This is a genomic window from Streptomyces sp. NPDC028298, assembly GCF_055565895.1.
The window spans coordinates 579,025-603,235 of sequence record NZ_JBVHTL010000006.1 but is presented as its reverse complement, the minus strand read 5'-3'; the positions used below and the strand labels follow the sequence as shown (position 1 = coordinate 603,235).

Genomic DNA, 24,211 nt, shown 5'->3' with positions numbered 1-24,211 from the left:
CGTTACCCCTTGAAGAGGTTTGTGGGTAACGCACCGGTGTTGCTCGAGATCCCACGGAGGAAGTCATGGCTCTCGCCGTACTGGACGTCGTCGTCCTGGACTGTCCCGACCCGCGCGCGCTCGCCGAGTTCTACGCGGGGGTGCTGGGCGGCACCATCACGGAGGAGACCGACTGGATCGACCTGGAGGTGCCCGGCGGCCGCAAGCTGGCGTTCCAGGCCGCGCCCGGGTACGTACCGCCGCGCTGGCCGTCGCCCGACGGCTCGCAGCAGCTCCACCTCGACCTGAACGTCGAGGACCTGGACGTGGCGGAGAAGGGCGTGCTGGCGCTCGGCGCGACGCCGCTGGACACCGAGGACCGGTCGCGTTCCTTCCGGGTGTACGCCGACCCGGCCGGACACCCGTTCTGCCTCTGCGCCTGCTGAGCCTCCGCGCCCGCTGAACGGACCCGGGCGGCGGTCAGCCGTCCAGGTCGGCGATCCTCGCGGAGGACGGCGGCCTGCGGTGCTGCGCGGCGCGGGCGGTGAAGTCCGCGCCGCGCAGCACGCGCTGGACGTTTCCCCAGGTGAGCAGGGCGAGGTCGGAGCCGGACCAGCCCCGGGTGATGAGCTCCGCGATCAGGTGCGGATAGCAGGAGGCGTCGGCGAGGTCCTGCGGGTGGGCGGTCCCGGAGTCGTACGTGCCCGAGAGGCCGACGCACTCGGCGCCCGCGAGCGCGCGGACGTGGTCGAGGTGGTCGGCGACGTCCCGGACGGACGGGCCGGTCTGTTCGGCGGTGAGCGGGACCATGCACAGGCCCTTGGCGAAGCCGAGTTCGGCCAGGACCTCGTCGGACAGGTTCGACGGGTGGGGGCGCAGGGCGCGGGCGGCCGAGCGGGTGAACAGGACCGGGGCCTTGGAGGCGGCCAGAGCGCGGCCGATCGTGGCGTCCGAGCTGCCGGAGAGGTCGGCGAGGACGCCGAGCCGGTTCATCTCGCGCAGCACCTCCTCGCCGAACCGGGTCAGGCCCGTCTCACCCGCCCATGAGGCGCCGGTGAGGGTGAGGACGCGCAGGCCGAGCGTGTGCAGGGCGCGCAGGATGCCGAGCGAATCGCCGAGCGCGGCGGCTCCGGCCGGGCCGAGGACGACGGCGACGCGGCCGCGGTTGCGGGCGTCGGCGACCTCACCGGCTCCGCACGCGGCCCGCAGGCCCTCGGGGTGGGCGTGGATCACGGTCCTGGCCAGGTCGAGCTGCTCCAGGGTGGCGCCGACGGCCCGGTCCCCGGCGAGGCCCCTGGGCAGGTGCAGCGACCAGAACAGGGCGCCCACGTGTCCTTCGCGCAGGCGCGGCAGGTCCGTGTCCACGGCGCTCTCGCCGAGCTCCAGATCGAACCAGGGCAGGTGGCGCAGGGCCCAGGGGAGCCCGCTGTAGCCGTCGGCGACGGGGTTGCCGGCCAGGAACGTACGGGCTCGCGCCAGCGGGTCGGAGCCGTCGGCTCCCGCCGGGGCGCGGTCCCGGACGCGATCCGCGGCGCGGTCCGGGGCGCCGGAGCCGGTGACGAGGGCCGTGGCGCCTGCGAGGAGGGGGTCGGCGGGCAGCGCCTCGGTGTCGGGCCAGGCAGCGGGCGGATCGAGCTCTCCCACCTCGGCGGTGGAGTGCAGTTCGTCCTGCAGGTCTGCCATGACAGGCTCCGGAGTGTGGGCAGCGGTGATCACCAGCGGTGTTACCGCCACCGTGGCACGGGGCCCGGGGCGCTTCCTGGTGGATGCGGCGTTCGGGGTAGCCCACCGCTTCCACCGACCTGCCGGGCGCACGCGGAAGGCGCCCGGGCGGGAAGCCCGGGCGCCTTCGTGGGTCCCGGAGTCCGGGGCCCGGCAACTCGATGTGCCGTCAGCCGATCAGTCCTCAGCCGTCCAACTGCTCCAGCGTCGCGTTCGACGGCGCCCGGCGGGACCGGAGGTCGCGGGCGACGTCCTCCGCCGCGCCCAGCACGCGCACGGCGTTCTGCCAGGTCAGCTTGGCCACGTCCGTGGAGGACCAGCCGCGGTCGAGGAGCTCGGCGATCAGGTTCGGATAGCCCGAGACGTCGTCCAGTCCGGCCGGGGTGAACGCCGTGCCGTCGTAGTCGCCGCCGATGCCGAGGTGGTCGATGCCGGCGACCTCGCGCATGTGGTCGAGGTGGTCGGCGACCGTGGAGACGGTGGCGATCGGGCGCGGGTTGTCCTCCTCGAAGGCCCGGTGGATCTTCATGGCCTCGGCGGTGGTGTCGAGGTGGTGGAAGCCGTTCGCGCGCATGTTGTCGTCGGCCGCCGCCGTCCAGTCGACCGCCGCCTGGAGGACGAACTTCGGCACGAACGTCACCATCGCCACTCCCCCGTTGGCGGGCAGCCGCTCCAGCACGTCGTCCGGGATGTTGCGCGGGTGGTCGCACACGGCGCGGGCCGAGGAGTGCGAGAAGATCACCGGCGCGACGGAGGTGTCGAGCGCGTCGCGCATGGTCGTCGCGGCCACGTGCGAGAGGTCCACGAGCATGCCCTCGCGGTTCATCTCCCGTACGACCTCGCGGCCGAAGGCGGACAGGCCGCCCACGACGGGAGCGTCCGTCGCCGAGTCCGCCCAGGCGTTGTTGTCGTTGTGGGTGAGGGTCATGTAGCGGACGCCGAGCGCGTACAGCCCGCGCAGGGCGGCGAGGGAGTTGTCGATCGAGTGACCGCCCTCCGCGCCCATGAGCGAGGCGATACGGCCCTCGGCGCGGGCCGCCTCCATGTCCGCGGCCGTCAGCGCGCCGCGCAGGTCGGCCGGGTACCGGTCGATCAGCTGCCGTACGCAGTCGATCTGTTCCAGTGTCGCGGTGAGGGCGCCGGGCAGGTCGGAGCGGACGTACACCGACCAGTACTGCGCGCCGACGCCGCCCGCGCGCAGCCGGGCCAGGTCCGTGTGCAGGTGGGCGCTCTGGTCGGTGGCGATGTCACGGGCGCCGAGGTCGTAGCGGACCTGCTCCCGCAGCGCGTAGGGCAGGTCGTTGTGTCCGTCGACGACCGGGAACTCGTCGAGCAGGGCGCGGGCGCGGTCGATCGAGGGCAGGGAGGACGACGGCATCCGCGTCACTTCCCGAAGCCGAAGCCGCCGGCTGCGCCCTCGACCTTGGCGCGCAGCCGCTTGCCCTTCTCGGTGGCCTGGTCGTTCAGTTCCTGCTGGAACTCCCGCATCCGGCCGAGGAGTTCCTCGTCGTGGGCGGCGAGCATCCGGGCGGCCAGCAGACCCGCGTTGCGGGCGCCGCCGACGGAGACGGTGGCCACCGGCACGCCGGCCGGCATCTGCACGATGGAGAGCAGCGAGTCCATGCCGTCGAGGTACTTGAGCGGGACGGGCACGCCGATGACGGGCAGCGGGGTGACCGAGGCCAGCATCCCGGGCAGGTGGGCGGCCCCGCCGGCGCCCGCGATGATCGCCTTGAGCCCGCGCTCCGCGGCCTGCTCGCCGTACGCGATCATCTCGCGCGGCATGCGGTGCGCGGAGACGACATCCACCTCGTAGGGGATCTCGAACTCGTCCAGCGCCTGGGCGGCGGCCTCCATGACCGGCCAGTCGGAGTCCGAACCCATGACGATGCCTACAACGGGGCTCATTCGGTGATCGTGCCTCTCAGGTAGCCGGCTGCGTGCCGGGCGCGCTCAAGGACGTCGTCCAGGTCGTCGCCGTAGGTGTTGACGTGGCCGACCTTACGGCCGGGCTTCACGTCCTTGCCGTACATGTGGATCTTGAGCTGCGGGTCGCGGGCCATGCAGTGCAGGTACGCGGAGTACATGTCGGGGTAGTCGCCGCCGAGGACGTTCGCCATGACGGTCCACGTGGCGCGCGGGCGCGGGTCGCCGAGCGGGAGGTCGAGGACCGCGCGGACGTGGTTGGCGAACTGGGAGGTGACCGCGCCGTCCTGGGTCCAGTGGCCCGAGTTGTGCGGGCGCATGGCCAGTTCGTTGACGAGGATGCGTCCGTCGCGGGTCTCGAAGAGCTCGACGGCCAGGTGGCCGACGACCCCGAGTTCCTTGGCGATGCGCAGTGCCAGTTCCTGCGCCTCCAGGGCCAGCTCCTCGGCGATGCCGGGCGCCGGGGCGATCACGGTGTCGCAGACGCCGCCGACCTGCTGGGACTCGACGACGGGGTAGGCGACGGCCTGGCCGTGCGGGGAGCGGACGACGTTCGCGGCGAGTTCGCGGGCGAAGTCGACCTTCTCCTCGGCGAGGACGGGGACGCCGGCGCGGAACGGGTCGGCGGCCTCCTCCAGGGAGCGGACGAACCAGACGCCCTTGCCGTCGTAGCCGCCGCGGACGGTCTTGAGGATGATCGGGAAGCCGTCACCCTCCTCCCCCTCCGCGAGGCCTTCCGCCGCGAACGCGGCCACGTCCGCGACGTCGGTCACGATGCGGTGCCGGGGGCACGGCACGCCGATCTCGTCGAGCTTCGCGCGCATCACACCCTTGTCCTGGGCGTGCACGAGCGCGTCGGGGCCCGGCCGGACGGGGATGCCGTCCGCTTCCAGGGCCCGCAGGTGCTCGGTGGGGACGTGCTCGTGATCGAAGGTGATCACGTCACAGCCCCGCGCGAAGTCGCGCAGCGTGTCGAGGTCGCGGTAGTCGCCGATGACGACTTCGCCGACGACCTGCGCCGCGGAATCCTGTGGAGTGTCACTGAGGAGCTTGAACTTGATGCCGAGCGGGATGCCCGCCTCGTGTGTCATACGAGCGAGCTGGCCACCGCCGACCATGCCGACTACCGGGAACGTCACGCTCCAAGAGTATCGGCCGCGCCACCCTGGCCGATTTCCGCGGCGATTCGCCCGATTTTCCCTTCCGGTGACCGGCTCTTTTCTTACCTGTGAGCACATGCACAGGCACCGTGCGGGAGCGCTGGTTAGCATGGGCTGGTTGGCGTATTCCACCGCGCGTTCACCGGCGCGGCACACGACGAGACCCACCGACAGGGGCTGGCAAGACCATGGGCAGTGCTACACCGGGGCCTCATACCGGGCCTCGCAGCGCGGTTCGGCGCCGCTTCGACCTGCTCTTCCGGGAGGTCGCCAAGTTCGGCGCGGTGGGCGGTGCGGGGCTGCTCGTCAACCTGCTCGTGTTCAACCTGGTGCGCCACCTCACGGACCTGCAGGTCGTGCGGGCCAGTGTCATCGCCACGGTCGTGTCGATCGCCTTCAACTACGTCGGGTTCCGCTACTTCACCTACCGGGACCGCGACAAGGGCGGGCGCACGAAGGAACTGACGCTGTTCCTGCTGTTCAGCGCGGTGGGCCTGGTCATCGAGAACGGCGTGCTGTACGTGGCGACGTACGGCTTCGGCTGGGACAGCCCGCTGCAGAGCAACGTCTTCAAGTTCCTCGGCATCGGTGTCGCGACGCTCTTCCGCTTCTGGTCCTACCGCACCTGGGTGTTCCGGGCGCTTCCGGCCCGCGAGGCCGTGGCCAGCGCCGAATCGTTCCTGGACGAGGAGCCTGAGCCCGGGACGCGCCGTCCGCGGGCCCGCGTGAACTGACCGCGCGGTCCCCTGCCCCGAGCCCCCGGCCTCACCGTGGGAACCCCTGCCTCGCGCTCCTCGTGCCCTACCTGACCGTGCGCTCCTCGTCGTCCTCGGCGAGGCGGGGCGGGCGCTTGTGCGGGGTGCGGGACAGGAACAGGCCGAAGACCGGCGGCTGGGCCTGGAGCATCTCCAGCCGGCCGCCGTCCGCCTCCGCGAGGTCGCGGGCGACGGCGAGACCGATTCCCGTGGAGTTGCGGCCGCTGATGGTGCGCTCGAAGATGCGGGCGCCGAGGTCGGTGGGGACGCCGGGGCCCTCGTCGGTGACCTCGATGACGGCCTGGTTGCCGGTCACGCGGGTGCGCAGCGCGACGGTGCCGCCGCCGTGCATGAGGGAGTTCTCGATCAGTGCCGCGAGGACCTGGGCGACCGCGCCCGGGGTTCCCACCGCCTGGAGATGTCGCTTGCCGGAGCTGACGATCGCGCGGCCGGAGCTGCGGTAGGCGGGGCGCCATTCCTCGAGCTGCTGCTTGATGACCTCGTCGAGGTCGAAGGAGACGGCGGAGCCGGTCCGCGGGTCGCGGGCGTTGGTGAGCAGCCGCTCGACCACGTCGGTGAGGCGCTCCACCTGCGTCAGCGCGATGGTCGCCTCCTCCTTGACCGTGTCGGGGTCGTCGGTGAGGGTGATCTCCTCCAGCCGCATGGAGAGCGCCGTCAGCGGTGTCCGGAGCTGGTGGGAGGCGTCGGCGGCCAGGCGGCGCTCGGCGGTGAGCATGCGGCCGATGCGCTCGGCGCTGCCGTCCAGGACGTCGGCGACCCGGTCGAGCTCGGGGACGCCGTAGCGCTTGTGCCGCGGGCGGGGGTCGCCCGAGCCCAGCCGTTCCGCCGTCTCGGCGAGGTCGGTGAGCGGGGAGGCGAGACGGTTGGCCTGGCGTACGGCGAGCAGGACGGCGGCGATGATCGCGAGGAGGGCGACGGCTCCGATGACCAGGAGCGTGCGGCCGACCTCCTTGGTCACCGAGGAGCGGGGCTCCTGGACGGTGACGGTCTCACCCGACTCGCCCCTGGCGGTGTACTGGATGACGTCGCCGGTGGGCTGGCTGCCGACCTCGATGGGGTCGCGGCCCGGGATCCTGATGACGGCGTAGCGCCGGTCGGTGACCTGGTTCTTGAACGTGTCGCCGGAGATGTTCTCGTCGCCGAGGATGCGGCTGTCCACGATGCTGGCCAGGCGCAGCGCCTCGGAGTCCACGCGCTCCTGGGCGCTGTTGCTGATCGTGCGGGTCTCGACGATGACGAGCGAGACGCCGAAGACGGCGATCACCACGAGGACGACGGCGAGGGTGGACTGGATCAGACGGCGACGCACGGGGCCCTCCGGGCAGATGGCTGTACCGGGACCAGTGTGCACGTTCGCCGCTGCGGGCCGAGCCGGTCACCGGTCCGGGGCGCGGGTTTTCCACGCCGGCCGGACCGGACCGGCCCGGAGCCTCAGCTCTTCTCGAAGCGGAAGCCGACCCCTCGTACCGTCGCGATGTAGCGGGGGTTCGCGGCGTCGTCGCCGAGCTTCTTGCGCAGCCAGGAGATGTGCATGTCGAGCGTCTTGGTGGAGGACCACCACGTGGTGTCCCAGACCTCGCGCATGAGCTGGTCGCGGGTGACGACGCGGCCCGCGTCGCGCACCAGGACCCGCAGGAGGTCGAACTCCTTCGCCGTGAGCTGGAGTTCCTCGTCGCCCATCCAGGCGCGGTGCGACTCGACGTCGATGCGCACGCCGTGGGTGGCGGGCGGCTGCTGGGGCTCGGCGGCGCCGCGCCGGAGCAGCGCCCGGACCCGGGCGAGCAGTTCGGCCAGCCGGAACGGCTTGGTGACGTAGTCGTCGGCGCCCGCGTCGAGGCCGACGACGGTGTCCACCTCGTCGGCGCGCGCGGTGAGGATGAGGATGGGCACGGTGTGGCCCTCGGCGCGGAGCCGGCGGGCGACTTCCAGGCCGTCCATGCCGGGCAGTCCGAGGTCCAGGACGACCAGGTCGACGCCGCCCTGCATGCCGGCGTCGAGCGCGGTGGGTCCGTCCTCGCGGACTTCGACCTCGTAACCCTCCCGGCGCAGGGCACGGGCCAGCGGCTCCGAGATGGACGCGTCGTCCTCGGCGAGCAGTACACGGGTCATGGGGTGATGGTAGTCCGCCGTGCAGCACGCCCGGGCAGTGATCCGCCCGTGGGATTCACACCCTCCGTCCGGGTGTTTCTTACCTGCGGGTGTGCGATGCGATCCTTGATGACACCTTCGAAAGATCGCTCGCGGTTCCATGATCGCCTGTGATCCATGTCTCAAGTCCTTCCATATGGGGCATTGCGATGTCGTATGGTGACCAGACGCCTGTTGCACCACATCGGGACCTTTGGCTCGAACTTGATGCTGAAGGTCTCTTCTGTGTGCGGGCTGGTGTCAGCCAGCCTCGAAGGAAAGACCTGTGGCCGGGCCCGGACACGCTGACGCGTGCCGGGCGTGGATCCCGGTGGTCGCCGTCCGCCGCTCCGGCAATGCCGTAGCGGACTCCCCATGGGCGTGGGGAGGGACGCCGGACCCCGCCGGTGCCGGCCGCCCCCCATGGGCGCGTATTCCCCCGAGCTCCCGCTGTCCGCGTGAGTGAGGGGACCCCCCAACAGCGCGTCCCGACCAGCAAGGATCGACCATGGCGTCCAGCCTGACGAAGGACTCGGTTTCCCCGGGAATCTCCGGCTCCGAGAAGACCTTCTTCGGCCACCCCCGCGGACTGGCCACTCTCTTCATGACCGAGATGTGGGAGCGTTTCTCCTACTACGGGATGAAGGCACTGCTCCCGCTGTACCTGGTGGCACCGGGCGGCCTGCACCTCAGCGCGGCCACCGCGACCGCGATCTACTCCGTGTACCTCTCCCTCGTGTACCTGCTCGCCCTGCCCGGCGGCTGGTTCGCGGACCGTGTCCTCGGCCCCCGCAAGACGGTCGCCGTCGCGGGTCTGATCATCATGCTGGGCCACCTCACGCTGGCTCTGCCCTCCTCCGGCACCTTCTACGCGGGCCTCGGTCTCGTGGCGATCGGTTCCGGTCTGCTGAAGGCCAACATCTCCACGATGGTGGGCCACCTCTACGACGGCCCGGACGACCCGCGCCGTGACGGTGGCTTCACGCTGTTCTACGTCGGCATCAACCTCGGCGCCTTCGCCGCCCCGCTGATCATCGGCACCGTCGGCGAGAACGTGAACTGGCACCTGGGCTTCGCCCTCGCCGCGCTCGGCATGGCGCTGGGTCTCATCCAGTACCTGCTCGGCGGCCGTCACCTCAGCGCCCGTTCGCACGAGGTCCCCACGCCTCTGACGGCCGAGGAGAAGTCCTCGACGCTGCGCAAGTCCGCGCTGTGGGCCGCTGTCGCCGTCGTGTTCTACGCGATCGTCGGCTTCTCGGGCCACTACACGCTGAACTGGCTGCTGGTCCCGATCACGATCGCCGGCCTGGTCATCCCGGTCATGGTCATCGGGCGCATCAAGCGCGACAAGTCCCTGGACCGCGCCGACCAGTCGAAGATGTCCGCGTACATCTGGTTCTTCGTCGCCGCCGCCGTCTTCTGGATGATCTACGACCAGGGCGGCTCGACGATGTCGATCTTCGCCGACGAGTCGGCCAAGAACACCATCTTCGGCTGGGAGTTCCCGGTCTCCTGGTACCAGTCGGTCAACCCGGTCATGATCATGGCGCTGGCCCCGGTCTTCGCCTGGGCCTGGCTGTGGCTGAACAAGCGCGGCAAGGAGCCGAGCACGGCGACGAAGTTCGCCTCGGGTCTGATCCTGATCGGCGCGTCGTTCTTCCTCTTCCTGGCCCCGCTGACGATCGCCGAGGGCGGTCACAAGGCGGCCGCGATGTGGCTGGTGGCGATCTACTTCGTGCAGACCGTCGGTGAGCTGACGCTCTCCCCGGTCGGCCTCTCCGTCACCACGAAGATGGCTCCGGCGAAGTACGCCTCCCAGATGATGGGTGTCTGGTTCCTGGCCGTCACCGCCGGTGACGCCACGACCGGTCTGCTCTCCATCGCCGAGGTCGACCTCAACAAGACGGGCATCGTCGCCCTGGAGGCCGCGCTCGCCGTGATCGCCGGTGTCGCGGTGTGGATGTACCGCAAGAAGGTCAAGACGCTCATGGGCGACGTCCGCTGACGTCGGCTCCACAGCACGGCGAAGGGCCGCCGCACCGTTCGGTGCGGCGGCCCTTCGCCGTTCCCGCGGCCGGCCGGCGGCCGGGGCGGGGACCGGGTCGGGGGTCACGGGGATCAGCGCGTGCCGCTCACCGTGTCCGGCGGCGGCCCGGCATGAAGGTGAAGACCGCACCGCCCAGCAGCACGACCGTGCCCGCCACCAGTCCGAGCGCCTGGAGGGCGCTGTGGCTGTCGGAGCCCGTCTCCGCCAGGCCGCCGCTGGAGGACGTGCCGGCGGAACCGGAGCCGGACGAGGTGGAGCCGCCGCCCGAGGCGCCGCTCGCCTGCTGCGAGGTGTCCAGGGTCAGCGAGACCTCGGACTTGCCCGGGGTGCAGGTCGTCGTCGTGCCCAGGGCCATCACGGTGAGGACTCCCGGGGACAGGGTCGAACTGCCGGTCGCGCCCGGCTTGTAGGTGCCCGTCAGATCGGGGATCTCGATCGGGTCGCCGGACTTGATGGGCGCGGAGTTCGTCGGACCCTCCACATGCACCGTGCCCTTGTCGGCGCCGCCCAGGACCACCTCCATCGACGGCTTCACGGAGTCCGCGGGGATGTCCGCCGGGCTGTCCATCACCGACGCCTTGAACTGCACCGTGAGCGCGAAGCTCCCGCCGCTCTTCTTGGCGTTGATCTGGACGGCCGAGGTGGCGTTCTTGTCTCCGATGGGCGTCTTGCAGGCGTAGGGCACGGAGACCTCCTTGCCCGTGAAGTCGGTCTGTCCGCCGGACCCGCCGGTGTCACCGCCCCCGTCGGTCCCGCTGCCGCTCGGCGACGGGGTGGCCGAACCGCTCGGCGCCGTCGGGGTCGGCGTCGGCGTGGGGGTGGGAGTCGGCGTCGGCGTCGGCGTGCCGCCCGAACCACCGCTCGTCACCTTGATGGTCGCCGAGGGGCTCACCGCCTCCTTGGGCGTGCACTTGGTGTCGGTGGAGATCGGCTTGCTGACGTTGATGTTGTACGCGTCCGGGGTGAGCGTGACATCGCCCGCCGTCGTCAGCTTCAGCTTGCCCGTCATGTCGGACAGCTTCATGGCGCTGTTCTTGGGGATGGCGGGGTTCTCGCGCGGTCCCTCCATCGCGACGGCCGCCGTCTGCGCGCCGCCCGCCTTCAGCGTCCCGGTGGGCTTGACGGTGTTCGCGTCGAGGTCGAGGACGTCGGGGTTCTTCGAGGCGGCCTGGGTGAACTTCCAGGTGATGGTGACCTCGTCGCCCACCTTCGCCTCGGCGGGCGCGGTGATCTCCACCTTCGTGGTGCCCTGGACGGCGGGCAGCCCGGAGATCGCGGGCGGGATGCACTCCGTGCTGTACGACACCTCGGCGGCCTGCGCGGGGACGGCGGCCACCGCCAGCAGGATGCCCGCACCGCCGAGCATCAGCGCGACCCCGGCCGCGCCCGCTCTGCGGCCTCCGGCCCGTACCACTCTCCGTTGCGTGCTCACGTATGCCCCTTTCTCGTCTGCGTCGTCGAACCGTTCTCGTGCGGTGCGGAGAGCTGACCGTTCGTCCCGGTCCCCGGATCGGTCTCCGGGGTGAACCAGGGCAGGGCGGGAACCGGGGAGGCGGAGTCGTCCGCCGGTGTCCGGGGGGCGGGGTGAACCCAGGGCAGGCGCAGGGTGAGCTCGCCCGGCCGCAGCCCCCGGTGCCGTCCGGCCCGTCCGGTCGACCTGCGGGGGCGCACCCGGTCCACCACGGCCATGCCGACACGGAACACGGCGGCCGGGACGACCACGCAGAGCAGGATCCAGAAGACGGTGACTCCCCAGGGGCGGCCCACGCCCCACGGCTGCTCGGCGAGCACCTTCCCGCCGTACTTCAGCGAGATCGTGTAGTCGCCGTGCGCCCCGGCCGACAGTTCGACCGGGAGTCTGATCTGTGCCTTGCGGCCGGGCGCGATGCTGCCGCGCCACTGCTGTTCCTCCCACTGCGGGGCGAACACCCCGTGGGCGGTGCCGACCTGGAAGACCGGGTCCTTCACGGGGCTGGTGCCGACGTTGCCGACGGTGAGGACGAGGGTGCGCGAGGGCGGTGAGCCGAACCAGGTCAGCAGACCACTGGACCCGTCGAGCCGGGGGTCGGTCAGCACCGAGATGCGGCCGCCGCTCTCCTCCTTCGGCAGCGGCTCGACCGCGTGCCCGGCCACCATGAAGACGGCGTCGGCCTCGGCCTTCTCCCCGGTGACGGTGGCGACGTGCACCACGCAGGGGCAGGGCCTGGGCGGCTCGGTGACCGGCAGTTTCCTGCTGAAGCCGCCCTTGGCGTCGGTGGTGACGGCCCGTCCGTCGGCGTTGGCGCAGGAGTTGGTGCCTCCGATGACCCCGCGCGAGGGCACGGACTGCCCGCAGATCAGCATCATCAGCAGCGTCCCGGGCCGCCATCCGCCGCCGGTCACGGTGATCGAACCACCGGTTCCCGCCTCGGACCTGGACAGCGTGACGACCGGCTTCCCGGCGGCCGACACCGATCCCGCCGAGCCCAGCACCGCCGGGACCATCGCGAGGGCCAGCACCAGCCCCAGCGCCGCCGCCCGCATCTTGCCGTCCAGGACGCTCACGACACCGCTCCCGTCAACTCGACCTCCGCGCCGCTGTGTTCGCCGGCCCCGTCGTCCCGCGCCCGGCGTCCGCGGCGCCCCGGCCCCGGCATCCCGGCCCGCCTCCGGCGCCGTACGACGGACAGGGCGGCCAGGAGGACCACGAGGGCGCCCGTCGTGGCGGCCACCGCGGCCCACGGCACCGGCCGGACCTCCGCGGTCCCGGTCGCGCGCACCCCGCCCGCCGCCGTCACCGTCAGCCGCACCTTCGCCGCGTCGAACGCCGGCGGGCCGGTCCACGGCTCGTGGAGCGTGACCCGGCGGCCCGGCGGGAGCTCGACGGGCAGCGCGCGCGGGCCGCGGTCGAGCAGGGTGCCGAAGACCCCGCCGGCGTGCACGGCCAGCCGCGGAGCGAGGACCGTGGTGCCGCGATTGACCAGCTCGTACGAGATCCTGCCGCCGCCCACCCTGACGTGCTCCACCGTCAGCGCCGACAACGCCGGTCCGGGCACCCGGAGCTGGACCCGGACCGCCGAGGTGCGGCCGCCGCCGCTCGCGACGATCGCGCCGGGATGGTCGCCGGGCGCGGCCGCGGCCGGGACGCCGATGGTGAACGGCACGTCGGCGCGGGTGTGCGCCGGTACCCGTACGGACAGCTCGCGCACCGCGGTCCTGCGGCCGTCCGCGTGTCCGGCGAAGGCGATCCACGCGCCCGTGTCCGCCGCCCGTCCGCGCACCGCGAAGGCGCCGTCGGCCGTGTCGTCCGCGTCGGCGCCGCGCAGCCGGACCGTGACGGGCCGCGTCCCGGGGTTGAGCACGGACACCGCGTCCTGGAGGACCGTGCCGGGGGCGCCCTCCGCGTAGACGGAGGGCCGTCCGCCGGCCGTGCCGCCCGCGGCCGGCACGACGGACCAGCCCTCGGCGGCCAGGGCCGTCGGTGCCGCGCTCAGCAGCACCAGGGTCAGGCCCAGCGCGCGGGCGGCGGGAAGTGCGTACGGCATGCGGCGGCTCCAGGTCGCGGGGCGGGAAGGTCAGCGGCGTACCGCCTGGTGCCTGCGCGTCAGCCACAGCACGCCTGCCGCGCCGGCGAGCAGGACCGTGCCGCCGAGGGTGCCGAGAGCGATCACGGAGTCCTCGGGGCCGGTCTGCGGGAGGGAGTCGCCGGAGTCGGTGCCGCTCTGGCTCCCGCTGGAGCCCGAGGAGCCGGAGGAGCCCGAACCCGACGATCCCGAACCGCCGGCCGCCGTGACGTCGAGCGTCAGCGAGGGCCCCGGGTTGTTGGAGGGCGTGCACGTGGTCGTGGTGCCGAGGGCCTTGATGGTGAGGACGCCCGCGGTGAAGGTGACCTTGCCGGACTTCTTCGGCGTGTAGGTTCCGCTCAAGTCACTGATCTTGATGGGGGTGTTGGCGGGGATGGCGGCCGCGTTGGCCGGCCCGCTCACCGCCACCGTGCCGCTGTCCGCGCCGCCCACCTTGATGACGGCGCTCGGCGACATCGCGCCCTTGCCCAGCTCGACGGGGCTGGAGGAGACGCCCTTCTGCCAGGACATGGTGAGCTTGTAGGCGCTGCCGCTCTTGACTCCCTTGATGTCGATGGGAGAGACGGCGCTCTTGTCGCCGATCGGCGTCTTGCACTGGTAGTTGACGTCCACCACGTCGGCCTGGGCTGCGGGGGCGGCCGTCAGCACCGCCGAGCCGGCCAGGGCCGCGGCGAACGCGAGCGCGGCGGTTCGTTTCTGGTACGTCCGGTACGTCACGGGCTCGGCCTCATTTCTGACGGCACATCAGATCGGCCGTCAAGGTACGCCCGGTGACTTGTGGAGGGAAGACAAAGTGCGCGCCGGATCCGTGGGGATCCGGCGCGCATCGGGTGACACACGAAGAAGGGTTCGAACCACGCGCAGCCGTGGCCCGGACCGAACAGCTAGGCGGGAGCGCCGAGTTCGGCCCAGACCGTCTTGCCCGCGACGCCGGGCGTCCGCAGGACACCCCAGTCCAGGCAGAGTCGCTGCACGATGAACATGCCGTGACCGCCGGGACGGCCGGCGCGGTGCGGGGTGCGCGGGGCGGGCTGGCCCGACCCCCGGTCGGAGACCTCGATGCGCAGCACCTTGTTGTCGCAGGAGATCCGGAGCCCTTCCGGGCCCTCGGCGTGCAGACAGGCGTTCGTGACGAGCTCGGAGACGACCAGCAGGACGTCCTCGGCGGCCGCGCGCCGGTCGGCGCTCGGCGCGGGCAGCCAGCCCCACGCGTACAGCGCCTGCCGGGCGAAGTCACGGGCGAGCGGCACGACGCCGCTCTCGCCGGCGAGGCTCAGCGAGCGGACCTGGCCGCCGACGGAGGCGGAAGCCGCCGGGGCGGTGCCGCCGGGCGTCTCACCCGCCGTGGAGGCACTGCCACCGGGCGTCCCGCCCGCTGTGGAGGCGCTGCCGCCGGGCGTCTCGCCCGCCGTGGGGGCACGGTCGACGGGCGCCGCGGCGCCGGCCGGGGAGACGCTCTCGACGGGCGTCGCTCCGTCCACGGGCGCCACGCTCCGCGCGGACACCGCGGAAGCGCCGCCGTCGCCCGACTCCGGGCCGCGGTCGCCCGGCGTGCAGGGCCGGGTGGTGCTCATCAGCGCTTCACCTCACCGATTCACCGGTTCACGATTCAAGACTCAGTACGCAGTCTTCAGTACGGATGGATCAACGGCTTTCACCGCTGGTGGATCAACGAACTTCCGCCGCCCGGCCGCCGGCCCCTGGACCGCCGACGCTTCCAGGATGTCTCCTGCCCGACGGAACCGTCCGAACACCCACTTTTTCGGCGCGGGACCCGTGACGCGGGTAACGCACCGAACACTCAGAGGCACCCGGGACGGGGACGACGACATGGCGGACCGCCTCCGGCTCAGCCGGAGAGCGCCGCTTCGAGCGTGTCGTGGACGGTGAAGACGGCCTCCGCCCCGGTGATCTCGAAGACCCGTGCGACCACCGGCTGCATCGCCGCCAGGTGCACGCCGCCGCCCGCGGCCTCGGCCTTCAGCCGGGCACCGAGCAGCACATTGAGCCCGGTGGAGTCGCAGAACTCCAGCCGGGAACAGTCGATGATCAGGCGTGCATACCCCTTTTCGAGGCAGCCCTCGAGTGGCTCACGCAACAAATCGGCCGTGTGGTGATCGAGCTCACCCGCGGGAGTCACGACGGCGGCCGTGCCCTCTTCCCGCACCTCGACAAGAAGCCGGCCAGACTGTGCGCTGCCGACCGTCCCGCGGTCCATGCCGTCTCTCTCCCGAGTGTCGCGACTACTGACGTACGCACTCGAACACTACGCCTTCTCTACGTCACCCGACACCCGAACAACCCCCTGAAAATGGACATTTCACCACAGATGACACTTGCGGTGAGTTCAGGAAACCGGGTAGGGCTAGTAGAGACACCTATCCGACCCGGCCGGCTTTGGAGGCGCCGCACACCGCAGTGCACGTATTGGCATCGGCGGCCATATGCCGAGAACGATGGAGGACACATGTCACCCCGGCTCGACGCATCGCAGACCCTGACGGCGACGTCGACACCTTCTCCGGGTTCCCCGGAGCACGTCGACGCGACCGCGACCCACGGAGTCGACGCACTCACCGGACTCGACGGACTTCCGGAGATCCCCCCGTACGACAAGGTGGGGCCGGTGGACGCGCGGGCTCTGTCCAAGACGCTCTTCGCGCGACTGGAGTGCCTCGAAGAAGGCACGCACGACCACGCGTACGTACGCAACACACTCGTCGAACTCAACCTCGCGCTGGTGAAGTTCGCCGCCTCCCGCTTCCGCTCCCGCAGCGAGCCGATGGAGGACATCATCCAGGTCGGCACCATCGGCCTCATCAAGGCGATCGACCGCTTCGAGCTGAGCCGGGGCGTCGAGTTCCCGACCTTCGCGATGCCGACGATCATCGGCGAGATCAAGCGCTTCTTCCGCGACACCTCCTGGTCGGTGCGGGTGCCCCGCAGGCTCCAGGAACTCCGCCTCGACCTGGCCAAGGCCGGCGACGAGCTGGCCCAGCGCCTCGACCGCGCCCCGACCGTGAACGAGCTCGCGGAACGCCTCGGCATCAGCCGCGACGAGGTCGTCGAGGGCATGGCCGCCTCGAACGCCTACACGGCCAGCTCGCTGGACGCCCAGCCGGAGGAGGACGACTCCGAGGGCGCGCTCGCCGACCGCATCGGCTACGAGGACAACGGACTCGAGGGCATCGAGTACGTGGAGTCCCTCAAGCCGCTGATCGCCGAACTCCCGCAGCGCGACCGGCAGATCCTCTCCCTGCGGTTCGTGGCGAACATGACCCAGTCCGAGATCGGCGACGAACTCGGCATCTCCCAGATGCATGTCTCCCGGCTGCTGTCGCGCACCCTCGTGCGACTCCGCAAGGGTCTGACCGTCGAGGAGTGACACGACTTCGCGGCCCGTGAGGCCGCGCGTGCGAGCGGTCCGGCGCCCACGGCGCCGGGCCGCTCCGTTCTTCCCGGCGGACGTCCACCGGTCGCGCAGACAACTTCCTTTTCACGCAAAGCGGTTGGCGCCGCGGAGGTTGAGAGCGCTCCCACGGAATCGTTGTCCGGCAACTCTTTCCCCAGAAGGCCGATCCCGTCACCATGGGCATCCCAAACTGGCCGGTACGTCAGGACGGGACGAGCACGCACCAGGTGCGGGGAGGCGGAAAGACATGGCACAGGGCGACCCGGCCGACAGAGACGTCCCGGCCGAGGCCGACGGGCTGCCCGCGGGGGCGTCCGACGCACGGCTGACCGAGTTGCTGCGCGCCGGCACCTCGACCGCGTACGCGGCCCTCCAGGAACTGCGCGCACGCCACCGCGCCTCGGTCCTCGCCTACGCCCGGACCTGCACCACCGGCGACTCCGGAGCCGGACAGCTCGCCGCGCAGACCTTCACCCTCGCCGCCCGCGAGACGGCACGCGGCATCGACCCGAACGTCCCCTGGCGGCACCAGCTCCTGCTGCTGACCGGGCGCGTGGCGGCCTCCTGGGCCCGGGACCAGCGGGCCGCGGGACTCGACCCCGGGCTGCTCCTCGTCCTCAGCACCGCGGGCCCCGGCGGCCCCGTCCCCTCCCTGCTCCCCGCCTTCCAGTCCCTCCCGTCCCGCGCCCAGGGGCTCATCTGGTACGCCGTCGTGGAGCGCGAGCCCGCCGAACGGACGGCGCTCCTGCTCGGCCTCACCGCCGAGGACGTCGTCTACGGGACCGACCAGGCCCTCCACTCCCTGGGCCAGGCCTGTCTGCGGTACCGGCTGGCCGCCTCGGACGATCCGCGCTGCGGGGACTTCCGCCGGCTGATCGAGGAGTCGGTACGGCCCGACAACCCCCGCTCCAGCACCGATCTCAACACCCACATGGCGCGCTGCTCGCACTGCTCGGCCGCCTACGAGGAACTGACCGCGCTGCGCGACCACCCCCGCTCGGCCCTGGCCGAGGGCCTGCTGCCGTGGGCGGGCACGGCGTACGTCGCGGCCGACCCGCCGGGAACGGGAGCCGTACCCCACGTTCCCGCCGCCCCGCGGACGTCGCCGGGGCCCTGGCCGCCGTCCCGCCGGTTCGTCCTGACCTCGGCCGCGGCGCTCGGCGTGGCCCTGGCGCCGGTCCTGTTCCTGCTGCTGTCCCCGGGCGGCGAGCCGGCCACGGGCGCGGCGGGCTCGGTCGGCACGCCCTCGGGCCCGCCTCCGGTGACCGTCACGGCGACGGTCCCGGTCACCCCGTCCCCGACGCCCTCGGCCTCGCCCTCTCCGTCGGCGACCTCCGCGTCGCCCTCGCCGTCGCACCGGTCGGCGCCACCGAGGTCACCGAGTCCCAGGCCGACCCCGACCGTCGTCCTCCGCCCGCCGGGCGGCGCCTTCACCCAGGTGGTGAACGTCGCCTCGGGGCTGTGCCTGGACATCCGCGACGGCGACCTGGAGAAGGGCACCGACGTCGTCACCGCGCCCTGCACGTCCTCCGCCACCCAGCGCTGGCGCGTCGACAGCGGTTCCCTCCGGTCGGCCGCCGACGACGACTTCTGCCTGGACAGCCGCGGTTCCGTCGACCGGGGCGTGGGCATCTGGGAGTGCTCCTCGCTCGACGGCGGCCACGGCGACAATCTCCGTTTCACCGTCGACGGCGACGGGGTGATCCGTCCGGCCGTGGCCATCGAGACGGCCATGACACCGGACGGGGACGGCGGGCTGTCCCTGGTACCGCTGACCGGCGGCACGGGCCAGCGCTGGCGCGCGGGCAGCGCGTGAGACACCCCTGGGCCGCCCCCGGCGGTGGGCTCAGATCTCGCGGACGCCGCGCCGCCAGACGCCGGTGACCAGCGGGACGCCCGGACGGTAGGCGAGGTGGACGTGACTCGGGGCGTCCAGCAGGGTCAGGTCCGCGTAGGCGCCCGGCACGATCCGGCCGACGTCCTCCCGGCGCAGCGCCCGCGCGCCTCCCGCGGTCGCGGACCACACGGCCTCGTCCGGGGTCATCCGCATGTCCCGCACGGCGAGCGCGATGCAGAACGGCACGGACGAGGTGAACGACGAGCCGGGGTTGCAGTCGGTGGACAGGGCCACCGTGACACCGGCGTCGATCAGCCTGCGGGCGTCCGGCCACTCGGCGCGGGTGGAGAACTCGGCGCCGGGGAGCAGGGTCGCCACGGTGTCGCCGCTCGCCAGGGCGTCGACGTCGGCGTCCGTCAGGTGGGTGCAGTGGTCGGCGCTCGCCGCGTCCAGCTCGACGGCGAGCTGGACACCGGGGCCGTACGAGAGCTGGTTGGCGTGCACACGCGGGTGCAGGCCCTTGGCCTTGCCGGCCGTCAGGATCGCGCGGGCCTGGTCGCCGTCGAAGGCGCCCTTCTCGCAGAAGACGTCCACCCAACGGGCGTACGGGGCGCAGGCGTCGAGCATCTCGCCGGTCACCAGGGCGACATAGCCGGCCGGGTCGTCGGCGTAGTCCGGGGAAACGATGTGCGCGCCGAGGTAGGTGACCTCGTCGGTGTGCGAGGCGGCGATGCGCAGCGCGCGGGCCTCGTCCTCGACGGTCAGGCCGTAGCCCGACTTGGTCTCGAAGGTCGTGGTGCCCTGGCGGAGTGCCTCGCGCAGATAGCGGGTGAGGTTGCGCTCCAACTCCTCGTCGGAGGCGGCGCGGGTGGCGGCGACGGTGGTGCGGATGCCGCCCGCGCTGTACGCGCGGCCGGACATGCGGGCGTTGAACTCCTGGGTGCGGTCGCCCGCGAAGACCAGGTGCGAGTGGGAGTCGACGAAGCCCGGGATCAGCGCGCGGCCACCGGCGTCGACCCGGTTGTCAGTGGCCGGTGCTTTGCTTGATTCACCGGTCCACGCGACGCGGTCGCCTTCGATGACGACGGCCGCGTCCTGGATCAGACCGAGCGGGGAGCCGTCGCCGAGGGAGGGATCGTTGGTGACCAGACTGGCGATGTTGGTGATGACGGTCGTGCTGCTCATGGCGTCCTCAGGGGTGGCGGGACTGCTGGTGGGGGGCGTCGGGCGGGCGGTGTCTCCCGCCCGCCCGGGAGTCAGGAGCGCAGCGCCTGGACGGCGTCCGCGAGCGCTGTGGGCACATCGGGGACGAGCGTGTGCGCGCCGTCGCGCACGACGTGCCGCCCCGCCACGACGGTGTGCCGTACGTCGGCGGCCGTGGCCGCGAATACGGCTGTCTCCGCGCCGAGGCGTGGCACCGGTCCCGCTGTTCTGACCGAGTCGAGGGCGATCGTCGTGAAGTCGGCGAGCGCGCCCGCCTCGATGGTGCCCGCCTCGTCCCAGCCGAGGGCCGCGTGGCCGTCGGCGGAGGCGGCGCGCAGCAGGGCGGCGGCCGTCCAGTGACCGCGGGTGCGGGTGCGCAGCCGTTCGTTCAGCTCCATGGCGCGGGCCTCTTCGAGCAGGTCGATGACGGCGTGGCTGTCGGAGCCGAGCGAGAGGGGTGAGCCGGCGCGCTGGAGGGCGACGGCGGGGCCGATGCCGTCGGCGAGGTCGCGTTCGGTGGTGGGGCACATGCAGGTTCCGGTGCCTGATCCGCCGAGCAGGGCGATGTCCTCGTCGGTGAGGTGCGTGTTGTGGACGCCGGTGGTGCGCGGTCCGAGGACGCCGTGGTCGGCGAGCAGGCGGGTGGGCGTGCGGCCGTGGGCGGCCTGGCACGCCTCGTTCTCCGCGGTCTGCTCGGACAGGTGCACATGGAGCGGGGCGCGCCGTTCCTCGGCCCAGCGGGCCACGGTGGCGAGCTGTCCGGCGGGTACGGCCCGTACGGAGTGGATCGCCGCGCCGATCCGTGCGTGATCCCGGTCCTTGAGAAGTGAAGAGCGTTCCGCCCAGGCGTCGGCGGTGCCGTCGGAGAAGCGCCGCTGGTGCGGGTTGGGCGGCTGTCCGAAGCCGGAGGAGAGGTAGGCCGTGTCGAGCAGGGTGATGCGGATCCCGGCGTCGGCGGCCGCGGCGACGAGGGCCTCGCCCATGGCGTTGGGGTCGGTGTAGGGGGTGCCGTCGTGGGCGTGGTGGACGTAGTGGAACTCGCCGACGGCGGTGACTCCGGCGAGCGCCATCTCCGCGTACACCGCGCGGGCCAGCGCGTGGTAGGTCTCCGGGGTCAGCCGGTCCGCGAAGGAGTACATGATCTCGCGCCAGGTCCAGAAGGTGCCGGAGCCGACCTGGACGGTGCCGCGCAGGGCGCGGTGGAAGGCGTGGGAGTGGGCGTTCGCGAGGCCGGGGAGGGTGAGTCCGCGCAGGATCTCGGCGCCCGGCGGCGGGGTGTCGACGCCGGTGCGGACGTCGGTGACGCGCCCGTCGGCACCGGCTTCGGAGCCGCCGGCCGACACGGTCACGGCGACGCCCGGCTCGACGTGGGTGTCGAGCCAGGCGTGTTCCAGCCAGTACGTCTTGGTCACCTGCAGGCCAGCCCTTCGAGTACGTCGGCGAGTGCGGTCACCCCGGCCACGCAGTCGTCCTCGGCGGCGTACTCGGCCGGGGAGTGCGAGACACCCGTGGGGTTGCGTACGAACAGCATGGCGGTCGGGACGGTGCCGGAGAGGATTCCGGCGTCGTGTCCGGCGCCGGTCCCGAGCACGGGGACGTTGAGGGCGGTGTCCCGCTCCTTGCCCAGGATGCGGGCGAGTTCGTCGCGCAGGGCGTGCTCGAACTCGACGACGGGGGTGAACGACTCGCGGACCACGTCGAGTTCGACACCCTGTGCCTCGGCGTACTCGCGGGCGGCCTTCTCGACGCCGCCCACGACGGTGTCGAGGGTGGCCTGGTCGGCGGCGCGGGAGTCGAGCCAGCCGCGCACCAGGGAGGGGATGGCGTTGACGCCGTTCGGCTCGACGGCGATCTTGCCGAAGGTGGCGACGGCGCCCGCGAGCCGGGCCTCGCGGCGGGCGGCGAGGACGGTCTCGGCGTAGGGCAGCATCGGGTCGTGGCGGTCCACGAGCCGGGTGGTGCCCGCGTGGTTGGCCTCGCCCCGGAAGTCGAAGCGCCAGCGGCCGTGCGGCCAGATGGCGCTGGCGATGCCGACCTGGTCGCCGCTGAGGTCCAGGGCGCGGCCCTGCTCGACGTGGAGTTCGACGAACGCGCCGATCCGGCCCAGGCGTTCGGGGTCGGGGCCGATGGCGGCGGGGTCGTGTCCGGCGCGCTCCATGGCCTGCGGCAGGGTGATGCCGTCGGCGTCGGTGAGCCGGTGGGCCTGCTCGACGGTGAGCTGTCCGGCGGCGAGCCGGGAGCCGACGCAGGCGAGGCCGAAGCGGGCGCCCTCCTCGTCGCCGAAGTTGACGATGGCGAGGGGCTTGGTGAACCGGACGCCGCGGGCGCGGAGTTCGTCGAGGGCGGCGAAGGAGGAGACGACCCCGAGGGGGCCGTCGAAGGCGCCGCCGTCGGGCACGGAGTCCAGGTGCGAGCCGGTGACCACGGCGTCGCCCTCGGCGGGGTCGCCGAGCCAGGCCCACTGGTTGCCGTTGCGGTCGAGCTCGTAGGTGAGCCCGCGGGACTCGGCCTGCTGCCGGAACCAGGCGCGGCAGTCGGTGTCGGCCCCGGTCCAGGCGAACCGGCGGTAGCCGCCGGAGGCGGAGCTGCGGCCGACCGGCAGCAGCTCCGCCCACATGCTGTGGAACGTCACGCGTCGCCGCCCTCGTGGCCCTCGCGCATCGGGATGCGCACACCGCGCTCGTCCGCGACGGACTCGGCGATGTCGTAGCCGGCGTCGACGTGGCGGATGACGCCCATGCCGGGGTCGTTCGTCAGGACGCGGCGGATCTTCTCGCCGGCCAGCTTGGTGCCGTCGGCGACGGAGACCTGGCCGGCGTGGATGGAGCGGCCCATGCCGACGCCGCCGCCGTGGTGGATGGAGACCCAGGAGGCGCCGGAGGCGACGTTCACCATGGCGTTCAGCAGCGGCCAGTCGGCGATCGCGTCGGAGCCGTCGAGCATGGCCTCGGTCTCGCGGTACGGGGAGGCGACGGAGCCGCAGTCGAGGTGGTCGCGGCCGATGGCCAGCGGGGCCGCCAGCTCGCCCGAGGCCACCATGTCGTTGAAGCGCTCGCCGGCCTTGTCGCGCTCGCCGTAGCCGAGCCAGCAGATGCGGGCCGGCAGGCCCTGGAAGTGGACGCGCTCGCCGGCCAGCTTGATCCAGCGGTGCAGCGACTCGTTCTCCGGGAAGAGGTCGAGGATCGCCTTGTCCGTCTTGTGGATGTCGGAGGCCTCGCCGGACAGGGCGGCCCAGCGGAAGGGGCCCTTGCCCTCCGAGAACAGGGGGCGGATGTAGGCGGGGACGAAGCCGGGGAAGGCGAAGGCGCGGTCGTAGCCGGCGAGCTGGGCCTCGCCGCGGATGGAGTTGCCGTAGTCGAAGACCTCGGCGCCCGCGTCCATGAAGCCGACCATGGCCTCGACGTGCCGGGCCATGGACTCGCGGGCGCGGGTGGTGAAGCCGGCCGGGTCCTTGGCGGCCGCGTCGGCCATGTCGTCGAAGTCGACGCCGACGGGGAGGTAGGCGAGCGGGTCGTGGGCCGAGGTCTGGTCGGTCACGATGTCGATGGGCGCGCCCTCGGCGAGCATGCGGGGAAGCAGCTCGGCGGCGTTGCCGAGCAGGCCGATGGAGAGCGGCTTGCGCTGGTCGCGGGCCTCGACGGCGAGCTGGAGGGCGTGCTCCAGGGAGTCGGCCCGCACGTCCAGGTAGCGGTGCTCGATGCGGCGCTCGATGGCGCGCGGGTCGACGTCGATGCAGATCGCGACGCCGTCGTTCATCGTCACGGCGAGCGGCTGGGCGCCGCCCATGCCGCCGAGGCCGGCGGTCAGCGTGATGGTGCCGGCGAGGGTGCCGTTGAACTTCTTCGCGGCGACGGCGGCGAAGGTCTCGTAGGTGCCCTGGAGGATGCCCTGGGTGCCGATGTAGATCCAGGAACCGGCCGTCATCTGGCCGTACATCGTGAGGCCGAGGGCCTCCAGACGGCGGAACTCCTCCCAGTTGGCCCAGTCGCCGACGAGGTTGGAGTTGGCGATGAGGACGCGCGGGGCCCACTCGTGGGTCTGCATGACGCCGACGGGGCGGCCTGACTGGACGAGCATCGTCTCGTCCTGCTTGAGGGTCCGCAGCGTGCGGACCATGGCGTCGAAGGAGCGCCAGTCACGGGCGGCCTTGCCCGTGCCGCCGTAGACGACCAGCTTGTCGGGGTGCTCGGCGACCTCGGGGTCGAGGTTGTTCTGCAGCATCCGCAGGGCGGCTTCCTGCTGCCATCCCAGGGCGCTCAGTTCCGTACCGCGCGGCGCTCGGACGGGGCGGGGTCCTGACATGGTCTGCCTCCTAGCGGACTGTTTCTGCGGATATTCACATCCTGGCTCGTTGAATAGAGCTAGTCAATAGGCGCGCGGTCCCGCACGCGCCCCGCCCGGATGTTTGGCTGGGACGCATGGGCGCAGAGATGGACAGGGCAGGGGATCGGACGGACGA

General features: G+C 72.2%; 21 protein-coding genes. 5 read left to right on the top strand and 16 right to left on the bottom strand.

Annotated elements, in window-relative coordinates; translation table 11 throughout:
- The first annotated feature begins 65 nt into the window (after positions 1–65).
- Complete coding sequence (locus tag ACZ4TO_RS28285; RefSeq protein ID WP_467850030.1) at positions 66–425, top strand: VOC family protein; 360 nt, start codon at positions 66–68, stop codon at positions 423–425.
- 34 nt (positions 426–459) lie between these two features.
- Here ACZ4TO_RS28285 and ACZ4TO_RS28280 read toward each other — a convergent pair whose 3' ends face one another.
- The 4 genes from ACZ4TO_RS28280 to ACZ4TO_RS28265 all read right to left on the bottom strand — a co-directional run bounded on the left by ACZ4TO_RS28280 (position 460) and on the right by ACZ4TO_RS28265 (position 4,766).
- Positions 460–1,662 carry a dipeptidase gene (locus ACZ4TO_RS28280; RefSeq protein WP_468025532.1) on the bottom strand — a complete coding sequence of 401 codons (1,203 nt, stop codon included), beginning with the start codon at positions 1,660–1,662 and terminating at the stop codon, positions 460–462.
- 223 nt (positions 1,663–1,885) lie between these two features.
- Positions 1,886–3,079, bottom strand: a complete 1,194-nt coding sequence (locus tag ACZ4TO_RS28275) for a dipeptidase (protein ID WP_382791944.1) — start codon at positions 3,077–3,079, stop codon at positions 1,886–1,888.
- A 5-nt stretch (positions 3,080–3,084) separates the two neighbouring features.
- Positions 3,085–3,609: a 5-(carboxyamino)imidazole ribonucleotide mutase gene (gene purE / locus ACZ4TO_RS28270; protein WP_103550685.1), complete on the bottom strand. Its 525-nt coding sequence runs from the start codon at positions 3,607–3,609 to the stop codon at positions 3,085–3,087.
- Entirely contained in the window at positions 3,606–4,766 is a 1,161-nt protein-coding gene (locus tag ACZ4TO_RS28265; protein ID WP_382791941.1) for a 5-(carboxyamino)imidazole ribonucleotide synthase, read from the bottom strand. Before ACZ4TO_RS28265 ends, purE begins: the two co-directional genes overlap by 4 nt.
- A gap of 209 nt (positions 4,767–4,975) precedes the next feature.
- On the opposite strand from ACZ4TO_RS28265, the gene ACZ4TO_RS28260 reads away from it, so the two are divergent.
- Positions 4,976–5,521: a GtrA family protein gene (locus tag ACZ4TO_RS28260; protein WP_382791939.1), complete on the top strand. Its 546-nt coding sequence runs from the start codon at positions 4,976–4,978 to the stop codon at positions 5,519–5,521.
- Between the two features lie 67 nt (positions 5,522–5,588).
- On the opposite strand, the gene ACZ4TO_RS28255 is transcribed toward ACZ4TO_RS28260, so the two are convergent.
- Together ACZ4TO_RS28255 and ACZ4TO_RS28250 are read right to left on the bottom strand one after the other, a co-directional pair.
- Positions 5,589–6,872 carry an ATP-binding protein gene (locus ACZ4TO_RS28255; RefSeq protein WP_382791936.1) on the bottom strand — a complete coding sequence of 428 codons (1,284 nt, stop codon included), beginning with the start codon at positions 6,870–6,872 and terminating at the stop codon, positions 5,589–5,591.
- Positions 6,873–6,994: 122 nt separating this feature from the next.
- On the bottom strand, positions 6,995–7,672 hold the full coding sequence (locus ACZ4TO_RS28250) for a response regulator transcription factor (RefSeq protein WP_018566970.1): 678 nt from the start codon (positions 7,670–7,672) through the stop codon (positions 6,995–6,997).
- 526 nt (positions 7,673–8,198) lie between these two features.
- Between ACZ4TO_RS28250 and ACZ4TO_RS28245 the strand changes: the two genes are divergently transcribed.
- On the top strand, positions 8,199–9,695 hold the full coding sequence (locus ACZ4TO_RS28245; protein WP_382791933.1) for an oligopeptide:H+ symporter: 1,497 nt from the start codon (positions 8,199–8,201) through the stop codon (positions 9,693–9,695).
- A 127-nt stretch (positions 9,696–9,822) separates the two neighbouring features.
- Here the strand turns inward: ACZ4TO_RS28245 and ACZ4TO_RS28240 are convergent, their stop codons facing one another.
- The 6 genes from ACZ4TO_RS28240 to ACZ4TO_RS28215 all read right to left on the bottom strand — a co-directional run bounded on the left by ACZ4TO_RS28240 (position 9,823) and on the right by ACZ4TO_RS28215 (position 15,518).
- The gene (locus tag ACZ4TO_RS28240; protein ID WP_382792098.1) at positions 9,823–11,103 is read right to left on the bottom strand and encodes a hypothetical protein; all 1,281 of its coding nucleotides are present in this window, start codon (positions 11,101–11,103) and stop codon (positions 9,823–9,825) included.
- A 62-nt stretch (positions 11,104–11,165) separates the two neighbouring features.
- On the bottom strand, positions 11,166–12,260 hold the full coding sequence (locus tag ACZ4TO_RS28235; protein ID WP_468025565.1) for a hypothetical protein: 1,095 nt from the start codon (positions 12,258–12,260) through the stop codon (positions 11,166–11,168).
- Positions 12,261–12,277: 17 nt separating this feature from the next.
- A complete protein-coding gene (locus ACZ4TO_RS28230) occupies positions 12,278–13,261 on the bottom strand; it encodes a hypothetical protein (RefSeq protein ID WP_468025531.1) in 984 nt (327 codons plus the stop codon).
- Positions 13,262–13,291: 30 nt separating this feature from the next.
- Positions 13,292–14,017, bottom strand: coding sequence for an LPXTG cell wall anchor domain-containing protein (locus tag ACZ4TO_RS28225; protein ID WP_451075804.1), 726 nt, complete (start codon positions 14,015–14,017; stop codon positions 13,292–13,294).
- A 167-nt stretch (positions 14,018–14,184) separates the two neighbouring features.
- Positions 14,185–14,874: an ATP-binding protein gene (locus ACZ4TO_RS28220; protein ID WP_385044453.1), complete on the bottom strand. Its 690-nt coding sequence runs from the start codon at positions 14,872–14,874 to the stop codon at positions 14,185–14,187.
- A 275-nt stretch (positions 14,875–15,149) separates the two neighbouring features.
- Positions 15,150–15,518: an STAS domain-containing protein gene (locus ACZ4TO_RS28215; protein WP_382791922.1), complete on the bottom strand. Its 369-nt coding sequence runs from the start codon at positions 15,516–15,518 to the stop codon at positions 15,150–15,152.
- A 249-nt stretch (positions 15,519–15,767) separates the two neighbouring features.
- Between ACZ4TO_RS28215 and ACZ4TO_RS28210 the strand changes: the two genes are divergently transcribed.
- Entirely contained in the window at positions 15,768–16,685 is a 918-nt protein-coding gene (locus ACZ4TO_RS28210; protein WP_382791919.1) for an RNA polymerase sigma factor SigF, read from the top strand.
- 274 nt (positions 16,686–16,959) lie between these two features.
- On the top strand, positions 16,960–18,528 hold the full coding sequence (locus ACZ4TO_RS28205) for an RICIN domain-containing protein (protein ID WP_468025530.1): 1,569 nt from the start codon (positions 16,960–16,962) through the stop codon (positions 18,526–18,528).
- A gap of 30 nt (positions 18,529–18,558) precedes the next feature.
- Here ACZ4TO_RS28205 and hutI read toward each other — a convergent pair whose 3' ends face one another.
- The 4 genes from hutI to hutU form a co-directional block, all read right to left on the bottom strand.
- Entirely contained in the window at positions 18,559–19,734 is a 1,176-nt protein-coding gene (gene hutI / locus ACZ4TO_RS28200) for an imidazolonepropionase (protein WP_382791913.1), read from the bottom strand.
- Positions 19,735–19,805: 71 nt separating this feature from the next.
- Positions 19,806–21,164, bottom strand: coding sequence for a formimidoylglutamate deiminase (locus ACZ4TO_RS28195; protein ID WP_385044463.1), 1,359 nt, complete (start codon positions 21,162–21,164; stop codon positions 19,806–19,808).
- Positions 21,161–22,384, bottom strand: a complete 1,224-nt coding sequence (locus tag ACZ4TO_RS28190; protein ID WP_382791908.1) for an allantoate amidohydrolase — start codon at positions 22,382–22,384, stop codon at positions 21,161–21,163. The genes ACZ4TO_RS28195 and ACZ4TO_RS28190 overlap by 4 nt, the downstream gene beginning before the upstream one ends.
- Positions 22,381–24,054, bottom strand: coding sequence for a urocanate hydratase (gene hutU, locus ACZ4TO_RS28185; RefSeq protein WP_382791905.1), 1,674 nt, complete (start codon positions 24,052–24,054; stop codon positions 22,381–22,383). Before hutU ends, ACZ4TO_RS28190 begins: the two co-directional genes overlap by 4 nt.
- Between the last annotated feature and the right edge of the window lie 157 nt (positions 24,055–24,211).

Coding starts and splice junctions, on each gene's coding strand:
- ACZ4TO_RS28285 (WP_467850030.1), top strand. CDS start 66: ATGGCTCTCGCCGTACTGGACGTCGTCGTCCTGGACTGTCCCGACCCG.
- ACZ4TO_RS28280 (WP_468025532.1), bottom strand. CDS start 1,662: ATGGCAGACCTGCAGGACGAACTGCACTCCACCGCCGAGGTGGGAGAG.
- ACZ4TO_RS28275 (WP_382791944.1), bottom strand. CDS start 3,079: ATGCCGTCGTCCTCCCTGCCCTCGATCGACCGCGCCCGCGCCCTGCTC.
- purE (WP_103550685.1), bottom strand. CDS start 3,609: ATGAGCCCCGTTGTAGGCATCGTCATGGGTTCGGACTCCGACTGGCCG.
- ACZ4TO_RS28260 (WP_382791939.1), top strand. CDS start 4,976: ATGGGCAGTGCTACACCGGGGCCTCATACCGGGCCTCGCAGCGCGGTT.
- ACZ4TO_RS28250 (WP_018566970.1), bottom strand. CDS start 7,672: ATGACCCGTGTACTGCTCGCCGAGGACGACGCGTCCATCTCGGAGCCG.
- ACZ4TO_RS28245 (WP_382791933.1), top strand. CDS start 8,199: ATGGCGTCCAGCCTGACGAAGGACTCGGTTTCCCCGGGAATCTCCGGC.
- ACZ4TO_RS28240 (WP_382792098.1), bottom strand. CDS start 11,103: ATGCTCGGCGGTGCGGGCATCCTGCTGGCGGTGGCCGCCGTCCCCGCG.
- ACZ4TO_RS28235 (WP_468025565.1), bottom strand. CDS start 12,260: ATGCGGGCGGCGGCGCTGGGGCTGGTGCTGGCCCTCGCGATGGTCCCG.
- ACZ4TO_RS28230 (WP_468025531.1), bottom strand. CDS start 13,261: ATGCCGTACGCACTTCCCGCCGCCCGCGCGCTGGGCCTGACCCTGGTG.
- ACZ4TO_RS28220 (WP_385044453.1), bottom strand. CDS start 14,874: ATGAGCACCACCCGGCCCTGCACGCCGGGCGACCGCGGCCCGGAGTCG.
- ACZ4TO_RS28215 (WP_382791922.1), bottom strand. CDS start 15,518: ATGGACCGCGGGACGGTCGGCAGCGCACAGTCTGGCCGGCTTCTTGTC.
- ACZ4TO_RS28210 (WP_382791919.1), top strand. CDS start 15,768: ATGTCACCCCGGCTCGACGCATCGCAGACCCTGACGGCGACGTCGACA.
- ACZ4TO_RS28205 (WP_468025530.1), top strand. CDS start 16,960: ATGGCACAGGGCGACCCGGCCGACAGAGACGTCCCGGCCGAGGCCGAC.
- hutI (WP_382791913.1), bottom strand. CDS start 19,734: ATGAGCAGCACGACCGTCATCACCAACATCGCCAGTCTGGTCACCAAC.
- hutU (WP_382791905.1), bottom strand. CDS start 24,054: ATGTCAGGACCCCGCCCCGTCCGAGCGCCGCGCGGTACGGAACTGAGC.